General features: G+C 44.2%; 13 protein-coding genes. All 13 read left to right on the top strand.

Annotated elements, in window-relative coordinates; translation table 11 throughout:
- The first annotated feature begins 425 nt into the window (after positions 1-425).
- The 13 genes from BMY62_RS02655 to glmU all read left to right on the top strand — a co-directional run bounded on the left by BMY62_RS02655 (position 426) and on the right by glmU (position 13,471).
- The gene (locus BMY62_RS02655) at positions 426-2,441 is read left to right on the top strand and encodes a TonB-dependent receptor (RefSeq protein ID WP_090656235.1); all 2,016 of its coding nucleotides are present in this window, start codon (positions 426-428) and stop codon (positions 2,439-2,441) included.
- A 175-nt stretch (positions 2,442-2,616) separates the two neighbouring features.
- On the top strand, positions 2,617-2,898 hold the full coding sequence (locus BMY62_RS02660; protein ID WP_090656238.1) for a peptidylprolyl isomerase: 282 nt from the start codon (positions 2,617-2,619) through the stop codon (positions 2,896-2,898).
- A gap of 107 nt (positions 2,899-3,005) precedes the next feature.
- Positions 3,006-4,766, top strand: coding sequence for an ABC transporter transmembrane domain-containing protein (locus BMY62_RS02665; RefSeq protein ID WP_177170272.1), 1,761 nt, complete (start codon positions 3,006-3,008; stop codon positions 4,764-4,766).
- 203 nt (positions 4,767-4,969) lie between these two features.
- Complete coding sequence (locus tag BMY62_RS02670) at positions 4,970-5,362, top strand: ATP synthase subunit I (RefSeq protein WP_090656241.1); 393 nt, start codon at positions 4,970-4,972, stop codon at positions 5,360-5,362.
- A 30-nt stretch (positions 5,363-5,392) separates the two neighbouring features.
- Positions 5,393-6,202 (top strand): F0F1 ATP synthase subunit A, encoded by an 810-nt coding sequence (gene atpB, locus BMY62_RS02675; RefSeq protein WP_090656244.1) that lies wholly within the window; start codon positions 5,393-5,395, stop codon positions 6,200-6,202.
- Between the two features lie 61 nt (positions 6,203-6,263).
- Positions 6,264-6,536, top strand: coding sequence for a F0F1 ATP synthase subunit C (gene atpE / locus BMY62_RS02680; protein ID WP_090628087.1), 273 nt, complete (start codon positions 6,264-6,266; stop codon positions 6,534-6,536).
- Positions 6,537-6,569: 33 nt separating this feature from the next.
- On the top strand, positions 6,570-7,043 hold the full coding sequence (locus tag BMY62_RS02685; RefSeq protein WP_090628084.1) for a F0F1 ATP synthase subunit B: 474 nt from the start codon (positions 6,570-6,572) through the stop codon (positions 7,041-7,043).
- Positions 7,043-7,579, top strand: a complete 537-nt coding sequence (locus BMY62_RS02690; protein WP_090656247.1) for a F0F1 ATP synthase subunit delta — start codon at positions 7,043-7,045, stop codon at positions 7,577-7,579. Before BMY62_RS02685 ends, BMY62_RS02690 begins: the two co-directional genes overlap by 1 nt.
- 13 nt (positions 7,580-7,592) lie before the next feature.
- Positions 7,593-9,134, top strand: a complete 1,542-nt coding sequence (gene atpA, locus BMY62_RS02695) for a F0F1 ATP synthase subunit alpha (protein ID WP_090656250.1) — start codon at positions 7,593-7,595, stop codon at positions 9,132-9,134.
- A gap of 3 nt (positions 9,135-9,137) precedes the next feature.
- Complete coding sequence (gene atpG, locus BMY62_RS02700; protein ID WP_090656251.1) at positions 9,138-10,025, top strand: F0F1 ATP synthase subunit gamma; 888 nt, start codon at positions 9,138-9,140, stop codon at positions 10,023-10,025.
- Positions 10,026-10,049: 24 nt separating this feature from the next.
- Positions 10,050-11,429 (top strand): F0F1 ATP synthase subunit beta, encoded by a 1,380-nt coding sequence (gene atpD / locus BMY62_RS02705; RefSeq protein WP_090656254.1) that lies wholly within the window; start codon positions 10,050-10,052, stop codon positions 11,427-11,429.
- 15 nt (positions 11,430-11,444) lie between these two features.
- Positions 11,445-11,867 (top strand): F0F1 ATP synthase subunit epsilon, encoded by a 423-nt coding sequence (locus BMY62_RS02710; RefSeq protein ID WP_090656256.1) that lies wholly within the window; start codon positions 11,445-11,447, stop codon positions 11,865-11,867.
- Between the two features lie 233 nt (positions 11,868-12,100).
- Positions 12,101-13,471, top strand: a complete 1,371-nt coding sequence (gene glmU, locus BMY62_RS02715; RefSeq protein WP_218142926.1) for a bifunctional UDP-N-acetylglucosamine diphosphorylase/glucosamine-1-phosphate N-acetyltransferase GlmU — start codon at positions 12,101-12,103, stop codon at positions 13,469-13,471.
- The last annotated feature ends 2 nt before the right edge of the window (positions 13,472-13,473 follow it).

Below are 13,473 nucleotides of genomic sequence, written 5' to 3' on the forward strand. Positions count from 1 at the left end.
AGTAACCCACGTGCCTGAAACAGAATTTCAATTGTAGGAAATACATACCGAAGTGTTGCTTTAGTCCATGAATGGAATCTGTCCATTGAAAAACGGGTAACAGTCTTTTAAAGTATGAAGTATTAAAAATATTTCATACTGATTACGCGTCATGATTTTCATTGAATCTCCTGTTCCGATGAAATCGGGAGTACTCAATATCCTTGGAGAAGTACTGGTTGAAGTTTTTGAGAAATACGATGCGAAGCTTCAGCCAATTGTATACACAGCACAAACACATTGTGAACGACTGAGCCTCAGTCAAAAACGAGGTGTAGGATTTGCAAAGTGTAAAGAGATGTCTGCACCCGATACGTAAGTATGCAAATTCTGCTTTTGATACCAGCAGATTCGGGAAAGGTTTCTTTGCAATTCTGCTGGTCTCGATGGCGGTCGTTGTATTCAATACGAGTATTGCAGCAGGTATTCCAACACTGAGTGAAATCGAGGTGCGCGCGAACACCAGAGAACTAATTGGTGTAGCCGATTCTGCGAATGAGGGTACGGTGCTCAAAGAACAACTCGACCAGCGCGTGGTATACCGTCCGGGTGAGCTGCTGGAGACAGTGCCTGGCCTGATTGTTACACAGCATAGCGGCGAAGGTAAGGCTAATCAGTATTTTTTGCGCGGATTCAATCTTGACCATGGTACCGATTTACGGGTTATCGTGGACGGAATGCTGGTCAATCAGCGTTCACATGGACATGGGCAGGGGTGGGCAGATACAAATTTCGTCATACCGGAATTGGTCAGCGCTGTTCAGTATCAGAAAGGACCTTATTACGCAAATCAAGGAGATTTTTCATCGGCGGGTGTTGTTAACATGCGGTACTTAGATACGCTTCCTGCTGGTATTGCCAGTTTCAGTGCTGGCGATCAGGGCTTCAATCGGGGTGTGGTTGCTAAATCACAGGCGATGGGTGGTGGCAATGCGTTGTTTGCACTGGAACTGCTCAGAAAAAACGGTCCGTGGACTAATAAGGAGAGATATAAAAAATTCAATAGTGTTTTGCGTTACAGCCAGAATACGGGCAATACCCGATTCAATGTCACTGCAATGGGTTACGGTGGCCGGTGGAATGCAACTGATCAGATCCCTCAACGGGCTGTCGCTGATAATCTCATTTCGCGACTGGATACGATTGACCCGACCGATGGCGGCGAGGCGCATCGATTCAGCCTGTCAACTGCGGTTGAGCATCAAAGCCACTTCGGTATCACAAAGGTCAATTTGTATACATTGCATACCAATCTTGCGTTATTTTCAAATTTTACTTATTTTCTGGATGATCCGGTCAACGGTGATCAGTTTGTGCAAATTGACAAGCGTTTCCAGTCAGCGCTGGATTTGAGTCACGCATGGATTAATGAATTTGCCGGTCTTGCGTTGGAAAATTCCATCGGCTTTCAGTTTCAAAATGATGTCATTGATAACGGATTGCTGAAAACGAGAGAACGTAAAACGCTCTCGACTACCCGTAAGGATCACATTTTACAGAACAGCATCGCGGTTTATTACCAGAACAGCGTGCAGTGGCTGGAAAAATTTCGAACAGTAGCTGGTGTCCGCAGCGATTTTTACTGGTTTGACGTTAACAGTAATCTGAATGTGAATTCGGGTCAAGCATATGACAGTATGACCAACCCCAAACTAAGTGTAATTCTGGGCCCCTGGCTGCAGACGGAATACTATTTTAATTATGGCAGCAGTTTTCACAGCAATGATGCGCGTGGAACAACTACGACAATTGATCCCAAAACAGGCGAAGCCATCGATCGAGTGCATCCGCTAGTGCGCTCAACAGGGTTTGAAACAGGATTTAGAACAGCAATATTGTCAGGGATACAGGCGTCGCTTGCTTTTTTTCGTCTAGACATTGATTCAGAATTGCTGTTTGTTGGTGATGCAGGGACTACCGAGGCTTCCAGGCCTAGCAGGCGGGACGGACTTGAAGCTTCAATTTTTTATAAGCCATTGGAATGGCTGACGATTGACCTTGATTATGCGATAACCCGGGCGCGGTTTACAGATTTTGATCCCGCAGGCAACCATATTCCTCAGGCAATACGAGGTGTTGGTAAAGCCGCAATTGCATTGAATAATCTGGGCCCATTTTTTGGCGGACTGCAATTTCGTTACTTCGGAAAACGAGCACTGACCGAAGATAACAGCGTACGCACCGACCCAACCATCACTTTAAATGGTCAGCTTGGGTATAAAATCGGCAGAAGAGCGCAGCTTGTATTGCAGGCGTTTAATATATTGAATTCACATGATCATGCTATTGATTATTTTTATACATCGAGATTGCCTGGGGAGCCGGCGGAAGGCAAAAATGATACGCATTTTCACCCTATCGAAACCCGTGCATTACGGGCCAGTATAGTTGCTCACTTTTAACCGCCGGTTCTCACAGCTAAATTGTGAAACGGGTAGCGTCCTCTGATTTGTTAAAACACTGACAATCCTGTTGCCATTCGTCTGCAAAAAAAGTTGGAAATGGATGAAAATTTTATTGAATGGAAAATGTATGCTTAAATGTGCAATCTATTTTAATTATTAGCAGGAGAGATCAATGGCAAGAGCGAGTGCAAGACATATTCTGGTCAAAACTGAAGACGAATGCAATGAATTGAGGAGTGAAATTGTAAATGGTGCGCAATTCAGTGACTTGGCTGCAAAACATTCTTTGTGTCCGTCCGGTAAGCAGGGTGGAGAACTGGGTGAGTTTGGCCCCGGTCAGATGGTGAAGGAATTTGACACCGTGGTTTTCAGTGCGCCAGTAGGCGAGGTACAGGGACCGGTTAAAACCCAGTTTGGCTATCATCTCGTTGAAGTGACTGCACGAGAGGAGTAGCGTATTGAAAAAATCAAGCGATTTTGGAATGTCAGTCAATATGATCAGGGGAGCGGCAGGCTCCCTTTTTAGTATTCAGCCTGCTGTTGATTTTGCGCACCGGTTTGATGGATCTGTTATCTGCAGATAATAACCGGTGGTCGACGGTTAGAAAGCTGCTCGGCTTTGTTGCACCTTACAAACGACAGGTTTTATATGGGCTGTCAGCTTTACTGCTTACTGCGGCTATCACTCTGTCGATTGGGCAAGGAATTCGCCTGCTGATAGATCAGGGTTTTGCAACCCAGTCAAAAGACCTATTGGGTCAGTATGTATTGGTTTTTTTAGGTTTAGTATGTGCATTGGCCATAGGCACATTTACTCGTTATTATTGGGTTACCTGGCTCGGTGAGCGTGTGATTGCTGACATTCGATGCAAAGTATTTAATCATCTTATTCATCTGCACCCCGGTTTTTTTGAGAATAATCGTGGCCTTGAAATTCAATCCCGTTTGACCGCAGATATGACGCTGCTGCAATCGGTGATTGGTTCATCGATTTCGTTTGCATTGAGAAATTTCATTATGATGTTAGGTGGTATCGTCTGGTTGTTTATTACCAATGCGAAACTCACTGTGATCGTAATGATATGTGTCCCGTTAGTTGTCGTTCCCATTTTGATTTTTGGACGCAGAGTCCGTGGTTTGTCAAGAATAAGTCAGGATAGGGTGGCTGCGGTCGGCGCTTATGTCGGGGAAATTCTCGGTCAGATTAAAACGGTACAGGCCTATAATCATCAACCTATCGACCAGCGCAAATTTTTCGATTCTGTAGAGGAAGCTTTTAGAGTCGCGAAGCATCGGACTATACAGCGTGCGTTATTGGTGACAATGGTGATAGTGCTGGTTCTAGGCGCTGTTGGTGTCATGCTCTGGATCGGGGGTATCGATGTCATTGAAGGCCGTATCAGCGGTGGGGAACTGGCTGCATTTGTTTTCTATAGCGTGATTGTCGGATCGGCTGTAGCCTCGATATCGGAAGTAATTGGTGAACTGCAACGTGCGGCAGGTGCTGCGGAACGAACTATGGAATTGCTCCATGCACCGAACGAAATTACATCGCCACAAATAAAACAATTGCTTCCCAGGGTTTCCGGTCAGATCGAAATTGATCGAATATCCTTTGCTTATGCTTCGCGTCCGCAAACTCCGGTGATCGACAAGTTGTCACTGCGCATTCATGCAGGTGAAACTATGGCCCTGGTAGGCCCGTCAGGCGCTGGTAAATCGACGCTGTTTGATCTGCTGCTGCGTTTTTTTGACTGCCGGTCGGGATGTATCAGACTGGAGGGCATTGATATACGACAACTGGATCTGTTCGACCTGCGCCGATGTTACGCATTAGTATCACAGAACCCTGCATTGTTTTATGGCACTATTCTTGAGAATCTGCAATATGGAAAACCTGATGCCGATCAAATAAGTGTTGAGGCTGCGGCGAAAGCCGCATATGCACATGAATTCATAGAGGAACTGCCACATGGATACCGGACAAAAATTGGTGATCTTGGACTAGGGTTATCAGGCGGCCAAAAACAAAGATTGGCAATTGCACGTGCAATTCTAGCTGATGCCCCCATTCTGCTGCTTGATGAAGCAACCAGTGCGCTGGATGCGCAAAGTGAATTCTGGGTACAACAGGCATTGAAACGATTAATGATCAATCGCACTACACTGGTGATTGCGCATCGATTATCAACTGTGCAGTCGGCCGATCGCATTGCGGTACTCAACCATGGGCGATTGGAGGCACTGGGCACGCATGCTGAATTAATGACGACCAGTCATTTGTATGCACAACTGGCTACTTTGCAATTTCAATCTGAGTAACGCCGTAAATAGCTTGAAACGTTTGCCAAAATGTCGAAATGTGAATATGAAATTGGTAAAATACGCGACCAGGCAAAATAAAACTCATTAGTTGGGGCGAACAAGATTTTTACATTGACTGAGCTAGCAGATCAGTATAGAATCCCGCTTTTTTTAGGCGTAGAGAAGATTATAAGGTCTTGTTCCAGGATAGACAGGTATAGATGGCATCTTGGATAACAGTTAAACCACTTGTGATTGTTCTACGCTGGCAGTTGTTAATTACAATTGTGGCGACATGTGTATTGGCACTGCTGATGGATTTGCAGTATGCCGTATCGGCATTTCTCGGAGGAATGGTTAGTATTATCTCCTCAGCGGCATTTGCGATAATAGTCTCACGTCACAAAGGTTATTCAGCTGGCGGGACAATTAGGACAGCTTTAAGAGCAGAAGCCGTAAAGATTTTTTTAACAATTACCTTGCTGTGGATTGTGTTCAAAACGTATGACGGCGTCAAAGCATATGCATTCATTGGCATTTTTATATTAACGGTGATTGCACACAGCTTGGCATTGTTTGTATCAGATAGCAAAAATACAGACCGCATCAACTAAAATTTATTCTTACTATATAACAGGTTGCGAATGGCAGCAGATTCAGAACTAACCCCAACGAAATATATTGATCATCATTTGACGCATATGACGGTGCAAGTCAATGAAGGCGCATTCTGGACATTGCACATAGATACACTGGTGACATCAATACTTCTCGGTTTTCTCGGCATCGGGTTTGTGTGGCTTGTTGTGCGTAAAGCGACACCCGGTGTGCCGAGCAGGCGACAGGCATTTGTTGAATTGATGATCGAATTTATCGATAACGAAGTGAAAAATACATTCCATGGAAACAGGCATGTCTTTGTTGCGCCTACCGCGTTGACAATTTTTGTCTGGGTGCTCTTGATGAATACCATGGATATCATGCCAATCGATATCACGGCATGGGTTACGGAAAATGTTTTTGGCTTGCATTACTGGAAAATTGTACCTACTACGGATGTGAACACGACGTTTGCACTGGCGCTGTCCATTTGGTTTTTAATGATATTTTTCAGTGTAAAAGTTAAAGGGCTGGGCGGATGGATGCACGAGTTGTTTTGCACGCCTTTTGGGAAGAATCCATTGCTGTGGATTTTGAATCTGCTTTTTAATTTTATTGAATATGTATCCAAGCCATTGTCGCATTCGCTACGTTTGTTCGGGAATATCTATGCAGGGGAGATCATTTTCTTGCTGTTAGGCATGTGGGCTGCGACTGGAGTGGCGGGTGCGTTCTTTGGTGCAATACTCGGTGCGGGTTGGGCTATTTTTCATATTTTGATTGTGACGCTACAGGCATTTATATTCATGATGCTTGCTGTGGTTTATATTTCGATGGCGCATGAGTCGCACTAACTAACTAATTAATTAAAAGTTTTTTATTGGAAATCTTTAATCATAAACTAAAGGAAAAGGCATGGAGAATATAGAGTATTTGGCATTGATTCAAGCATACACCGGGATCGGTATTGGTCTGATGATTGGATTGGGTGCTGCAGGTGCTTGTATTGGTGTGGGTGTGATGTGTAGCCGTTTTCTGGAGGGTGCTGCGCGCCAGCCAGAAATGATTCCGACTTTGCAAGGTAAAGTGTTTCTGCTGCTCGGCTTGACTGATGCGTCATTTATTATTGCAGTAGGTTTGGCAATGTTGTTTGCATTTGGTAATCCATTGTTGGCAGTTATACAATAATTCAATTTTGTTTAAAACCAATATGGGTTGGTCATGAATATTAACTTTACATTAATTTCTCAGGCGCTTGCATTTTCAACATTCATATGGTTTACAGTTAAGTTTGTCTGGCCGCCATTGTTAAAGGCAATTGAAGAGCGCCAGAAAACGATTGCAGACGGTCTGGCGGCAGGAGAGCGCGGGAAGCATGAGCTGGAACTGGCAAGTCAACGATCTTCAGAAATTTTGAAAGAGGCTAAACAGCAGGCGGCAGAGATTATTCAGCAGGCTGAGAAACGCGCTTCAGAGATTGTTGAGGAATCTAAAAAAACAGCTAAAGAAGAAGGTGGTCGTATTATTTCAGGCGCGAAAGCAGAAATAGACCACGAGATCTTCAGTGCAAAAGAAGCGTTGCGCCAACATGCTGCAGAACTGGCAATTGCAGGCGCATCAAAAATTCTTCGCAGGGAAGTCGATGCAAAAGCACATGCAGATTTGCTTGCAACAATTGAGGAAGATTTAAAATAATGGCAGAAGCAGTAACGGTTGCCCGGCCCTATGCTGAAGCGGTCTACAAGCTGGCAGTAGCTAAAAATAAGCTTTCTGATTGGTCGAATATGCTCAGGGATGCGGCGGACATATCTCAGCAGGAGCAGATTAAAGGGCTTATAGGAAATCCGGTCGTGTCGGCAAAACAGCTCGGAGAATTGCTGCTTGAAATTGGCAAGTCCAGGTTTAATCAGGAAGGCCGTAATTTTCTGTTAATGCTGGCAGAAAATAATAGAATCGGTATTCTGCCACAAATAAGTCAACTTTATGAGCATCTAAAATCACAGCATGAAGGTATGCTCGAAGCAACCATTATTTCGGCGTTTGAAATGGACAGCGGACAATTAAAGAAATTAGTGGCGTCACTGGAGCGGAAATTCGACAGGAAAATAGACGCAAAAGTTCAGGTGAATCCGGAGTTAGTCGGTGGCGTGATTGTAGAAGTTGGCGATGAAATATTCGATGCTTCCATTCGCGGTAAACTACAAGCAATGGCTAGTGCCCTTAAAAGCTAGGAGTTAAAAAGAAATGCAGTTAAATCCATCCGAAATCAGTGAGCTGATTAGAAATAGGATAGAAGGACTTGCTGATACAGCAGAAGTACGTACGCAAGGTACCATTGTCTCGGTAACAGATGGTATTGTTCGAATACATGGTTTATCGGATGTCATGCAAGGTGAGATGCTGGAGTTTCCAGGCAATACCTATGGGCTTGCACTTAATCTGGAAAGGGATTCAGTAGGTGCTGTGATCATGGGTGCATATGAGCATATTTCTGAAGGAGACACAGTTAAGTGCACTGGAAGAATCCTGGAGGTTCCTGTAGGAGAAGGATTGCTTGGGCGTGTAGTAAATGCCCTTGGACAGCCGATTGATGGAAAAGGTCCTATTACTTCTGAAAGATCGGAGCCTATTGAAAAAATTGCTCCAGGTGTAGTATGGCGCAAATCAGTGGATCAGCCTGTTCAAACTGGTTTGAAGTCAGTTGATTCTATGGTGCCTATTGGTCGAGGCCAGCGTGAGTTGATAATCGGGGATCGCCAAACGGGTAAAACCGCTGTAGCAATCGATGCGATTATTAACCAGAAAGGCCAGGATATGCTCTGTATTTATGTGGCTATCGGGCAAAAAGCATCATCAATTGCGAATGTGGTTCGCAAACTAGAAGAGCATGGCGCTATGGAATATACGATCGTGGTAGCAGCAACCGCATCGGAATCAGCAGCTATGCAGTTTATTGCACCCTATTCCGGCTGTACGATGGGAGAGTTTTTCCGTGATACCGGTCGTGATGCACTAATCGTTTATGATGATTTAACAAAACAGGCATGGGCATACCGCCAGATTTCACTACTGCTTAGGAGGCCGCCAGGTCGTGAAGCATATCCGGGTGATGTGTTTTACTTACATTCACGCCTGTTGGAAAGAGCGGCTAGGGTTAATGCAGATTATGTGGAAAAAGAGACAAATGGTGCAGTAAAAGGTAAAACAGGGTCGTTGACTGCATTGCCTATTATTGAAACACAAGCCGGCGACGTTACAGCGTTTGTACCAACAAATGTGATTTCAATTACTGACGGACAAATCTTCCTGGAAACAGACTTGTTTAATGCCGGTATACGTCCTGCTATCAACGCAGGCGTTTCTGTTTCGCGTGTTGGTGGTGCGGCACAAACGAAAGTCATTAAAAAGCTGGGTGGTGGTATACGTCTGGCGTTGGCTCAATACAGAGAGTTGGCGGCATTTGCACAGTTCGCATCCGATTTGGATGAGGCGACTCGAAAGCAGCTTGATCGCGGTAAAATGGCTACAGAGCTGATGAAGCAACCTCAATATGCTACATTGAGTGTCTCAGAAATGGCATTGACGTTGTTTGCAATCAACAACGGCTATTTTGATGATGTAGAAGTAAATCGCGCACTTGCATTCGAAGCAGCGCTGAAAAGCTATATTCGTGGCCAGCATGCATCAATTTTGGAAAAAATTGAAAGCACCAAAGAACTTGATGCGGATACTGAAAAGAAACTTGTGGCTGCAATAGAAGAATTCAAGAAAAACGGAACCTACTAAGCAATGTCAGGCAGCAGAGAAATACGCAATAAGATCAAAAGCGTAAAAAATACGCAGAAAATTACTCGCGCAATGGAAATGGTTGCTGCATCCAAGATGCGCAAGGCTCAGGACCGTATGAAAAAAGCCAGGCCGTATGGTGAAAAAATACGTAATGTTGCTGCGCATATGAGTCGTGCAAACACCGAATATCGGCATCCATTTTTGGTTGAGCGTGATACCGTCAAACGCGTTGGTATAATCGTGATAACTTCTGACAAGGGTTTGTGCGGTGGACTTAATACAAACGTGCTTCGCCGTGCCCTGAGCGAAATCAAATCATGGCAATCTGAAGGCGAAGAGGTTGAAGTCAGCTGTATAGGCAGCAAGGGCCTGGGATTCATGAACAGACTCAAAGCAAATGTCATATCACAGGTTGTCGGTTTAGGTGATAGACCGGATATGGAAAAGTTGATTGGAGCAGTTAAAGTTGTGCTGGATAGCTACAATGAAGACCGCTTTGATCGCGTCTATATCTTTTATAATCGTTTCATCAATACCATGAAGCAAGAGCCTGTTATGGAAAAATTGCTGCCGCTCAGTGATGAGAAGATGAAATCTGACCAAGACAGCGATAAAAATGCATCGTCTACCGGCTGGGATTATATTTATGAGCCAGAAGCGAAACCGGTTATAGATGATATTATGGTTCGCTATGTAGAAGCGCTCATCTATCAGGCAGTGACGGAAAATATGGCTTCTGAACAATCTGCGCGAATGGTGGCAATGAAGGCGGCATCAGATAATGCAGGTAACGTAATCGATGAATTAACACTTGTTTATAACAAGTCACGGCAGGCGGCTATTACCAAAGAGTTGTCGGAAATTGTGGGCGGCGCAGCAGCTGTTTAAATAAAAAGTATTTAGGATAAAACAATGAGTCAAGGAAAAATTGTTCAGTGTATTGGTGCGGTGGTAGACGTGGAATTCGATCGTGATTCCATTCCAAAAGTTTACGATGCATTGGTAATGGAAGGTTCTGATCTGACATTGGAAGTTCAACAGCAACTGGGTGATGGTGTGGTACGCACAATCGCGCTAGGCTCTTCCGATGGTTTGCGTCGCGGCATGACAGTTACGAATACCGAAGCTGAGATTACAGTTCCGGTTGGTACTAAAACACTTGGACGGATCATGGATGTACTGGGTCGTCCAATAGACGAAATGGGTGAGATTGGCTCTGAGCAGGTAATGTCAATTCATCGTCAGGCACCAGCCTTTGATGAATTATCGGCGTCGACTGAATTGCTCGAGACCGGTATTAAAGTTATTGATCTGATTTGCCCATTTGCTAAAGGTGGTAAAGTGGGTCTGTTCGGTGGTGCAGGCGTTGGTAAAACTGTCAACATGATGGAGCTGATTAGGAATATCGCTATTGAACATAGTGGTTATTCCGTTTTCGCGGGTGTCGGAGAGAGAACACGCGAGGGTAATGACTTTTATCATGAAATGAAGGACTCGAACGTACTGGATAAAGTAGCATTGGTTTATGGACAAATGAATGAACCACCAGGGAACAGGCTTCGCGTTGCTCTGACAGGCTTAACCATGGCTGAAGCATTTCGAGACGAAGGCCGGGATGTCCTGTTCTTTGTTGACAATATATATCGTTATACACTTGCCGGTACAGAGGTGTCAGCATTATTGGGGCGTATGCCTTCTGCTGTAGGTTATCAACCCACACTTGCGGAGGAAATGGGGCGTTTGCAGGAACGTATTACATCAACTAAAACAGGTTCAATTACATCCATTCAGGCCGTCTATGTGCCCGCCGATGACTTGACTGACCCGTCGCCTGCAACAACCTTTGGCCATTTGGATGCTACTGTAGTGTTATCAAGGGATATAGCATCACTTGGAATTTATCCGGCTGTAGATCCGTTGGATTCAACATCGAGACAGCTCGATCCCTTAGTTGTTGGAGAAGAGCACTATAATACCGCTCGCCAAGTACAACAAACATTACAGCGTTACAAAGAATTAAGAGATATTATTGCGATTCTGGGTATGGATGAGCTGTCAGCCGAAGACAAACTGGCTGTTGGCCGGGCACGTAAAATCCAGCGCTTTCTTTCCCAACCTTTTAATGTGGCAGAAGTATTTACCGGTGCACCAGGCAAATATGTACCTTTGAAAGAAACGATTAAAGGATTTAAAGGCATTGTTACTGGAGAATATGATGATTTACCGGAACAGGCATTTTATATGGTTGGCAGTATTGAAGAAGCGGTAGAAAAAGCCAAAAGCATTCAATAACGAGTATATACAAAAATGGGTACAGTTTTTCATCTGGATATTGTCAGTGCCGAAGAATCTATTTATTCGGGTCCCGTAGAGTTTCTCGTTGCGCCCGCACTCATGGGCGAACTGGGTATATATCCGCGACATACACCTTTGCTGACGAAGATTAAGTCAGGAATGGTAAGAATCAAAGCGCAACTAAAAGAAGAAGAATTGGTGTATGTCTCTGGGGGAATGCTTGAAGTTCAGCCAGATGTAGTTACAATATTGGCCGACACAGCGATACGTAGCCACGACCTGGATGAGGCGAAAGCAATAGAGGCAAAACGCGCAGCTGAAGATGCAATGAAAGACCGAACTTCAGAGCTGGATTATGCTCGCGCGCAGGCCGAATTAATGGAGGCTGTAGCGCAATTAGCAGCTATTGAGAAGTTAAGAAAACGCAGACATTAGTACAATATTCATGAATATAAGCTAGGGGCGACAATTGGATGTCGCCTTTTTTTTTATCAGTGATCTTTGTTATTGATATTTAACGAGCAAATCGGAACTGGATAATTACTTCATCTCCAGTAATACGTGTGGTATTGTGCGTTTTCAGACGCAGAGTTGGTGTACGGAACAATAATACAATCTAATAACCAGTTGAGTAAATCGCATGGTTTCGCAAGAGGGGAGTGTTTACGATGACGTCTGAACTGAATATAGTTATTTTGGCAGCAGGTAAGGGAAAACGCATGCATTCATCTATGCCTAAGGTGTTGCATACACTAGCTGGCAAAGCATTGCTCGTGCATGTTCTGAATTTGGCAAATGAACTGGCCCCAAATCAAATTTGTATTGTGATCGGTCATGGTGCAGATCATGTAAAGAATGTTATTAATGATCCAAACCTGACATGGGTTACACAAGAGCCTCAATTAGGAACGGGACATGCAGTTTTACAGGCGAAACCACATTTAGATAAGAAAGGTATGACCTTAATACTATATGGGGATGTGCCTCTTGTCAGCCTTGCATCTCTTAAACTACTTGTAGATGCTACAAAAAAACGTGCATGTGGCATTCTCACAGCAATACTTGACGATCCTTATGGCTATGGACGGATTATTCGTGACGAAAACAGTGGTGAAATCAAAAACATAGTTGAGGAAAAAGACGCTAACAGCGTACAAAAGGCGATAACGGAAATCAACACCGGAATCATGGTTATTCCAAATGAATATTTGCATTCATGGCTGCCAAAACTGGAAACTAATAATGCTCAGATGGAATATTACCTGACAGACATTGTTAAGATGGCAGTTGCACAGGATGTGCCAGTGGTGTCTTCACCCGCCATGCACAGCTGGGAAATAATGGGCGTCAACAGCAAGGTGCAGCTGGCAGAACTCGAGCGGATCTACCAGAATAATTACGCGCAAAATTTAATGGAAAAGGGAGTTCTATTGCGTGATCCAGCAAGGTTAGATGTTCGCGGAGAGTTAATTTGCGGTGCGGATGTTGAGATTGACGTTAATTGTGTCTTTGAAGGAACAGTTATTTTAGGTAACCAAGTTAAAATCAAAGCTAATTGTCTGTTAAAGGATGTCTCAGTATCAGAGAAAACTACAATACTGTCATTCAGTCATATTGAAGATGCAAAAATTGGTGCAAATTGCAGAATCGGCCCGTACTCAAGAATCCGACCGGAAACGCAGCTTATCGACAATGTACACATTGGTAATTTTGTTGAGGTAAAAAAAAGCAGTATTGCATCTGGCAGTAAAGTAAATCATCTCAGTTATATTGGAGACACTACGATCGGGGAGAATGTCAATATCGGTGCGGGCACGATAACTTGTAATTATGATGGCGCCTACAAACATCAAACAGTTATCGAGGATAATGTGTTCGTTGGCTCCGATACGCAACTGGTTGCACCGGTAACAGTTGCATATGGTTCCACTATTGGTGCTGGATCGACGATAACCAAGGATACCCCTAAAAATGAATTAACCCTTTCAAGATCAAAGCAGATCAGTATATCCGGATGGAAGCGTCCATCGAAAACATAACC

The organism is Nitrosomonas marina, assembly GCF_900111605.1.
Taxonomy (GTDB): Bacteria; Pseudomonadota; Gammaproteobacteria; order Burkholderiales; family Nitrosomonadaceae; genus Nitrosomonas; species Nitrosomonas marina_A.

Excerpts from the sequence above, each read along its gene's own strand:
- BMY62_RS02655 (WP_090656235.1), top strand. The coding sequence starts at position 426 with ATGGCGGTCGTTGTATTCAATACGAGTATTGCAGCAGGTATTCCAACA.
- BMY62_RS02660 (WP_090656238.1), top strand. The coding sequence starts at position 2,617 with ATGGCAAGAGCGAGTGCAAGACATATTCTGGTCAAAACTGAAGACGAA.
- BMY62_RS02665 (WP_177170272.1), top strand. The coding sequence starts at position 3,006 with ATGGATCTGTTATCTGCAGATAATAACCGGTGGTCGACGGTTAGAAAG.
- BMY62_RS02670 (WP_090656241.1), top strand. The coding sequence starts at position 4,970 with ATGGCATCTTGGATAACAGTTAAACCACTTGTGATTGTTCTACGCTGG.
- atpB (WP_090656244.1), top strand. The coding sequence starts at position 5,393 with ATGGCAGCAGATTCAGAACTAACCCCAACGAAATATATTGATCATCAT.
- atpE (WP_090628087.1), top strand. The coding sequence starts at position 6,264 with ATGGAGAATATAGAGTATTTGGCATTGATTCAAGCATACACCGGGATC.
- BMY62_RS02685 (WP_090628084.1), top strand. The coding sequence starts at position 6,570 with ATGAATATTAACTTTACATTAATTTCTCAGGCGCTTGCATTTTCAACA.
- BMY62_RS02690 (WP_090656247.1), top strand. The coding sequence starts at position 7,043 with ATGGCAGAAGCAGTAACGGTTGCCCGGCCCTATGCTGAAGCGGTCTAC.
- atpA (WP_090656250.1), top strand. The coding sequence starts at position 7,593 with ATGCAGTTAAATCCATCCGAAATCAGTGAGCTGATTAGAAATAGGATA.
- atpG (WP_090656251.1), top strand. The coding sequence starts at position 9,138 with ATGTCAGGCAGCAGAGAAATACGCAATAAGATCAAAAGCGTAAAAAAT.
- atpD (WP_090656254.1), top strand. The coding sequence starts at position 10,050 with ATGAGTCAAGGAAAAATTGTTCAGTGTATTGGTGCGGTGGTAGACGTG.
- BMY62_RS02710 (WP_090656256.1), top strand. The coding sequence starts at position 11,445 with ATGGGTACAGTTTTTCATCTGGATATTGTCAGTGCCGAAGAATCTATT.
- glmU (WP_218142926.1), top strand. The coding sequence starts at position 12,101 with ATGACGTCTGAACTGAATATAGTTATTTTGGCAGCAGGTAAGGGAAAA.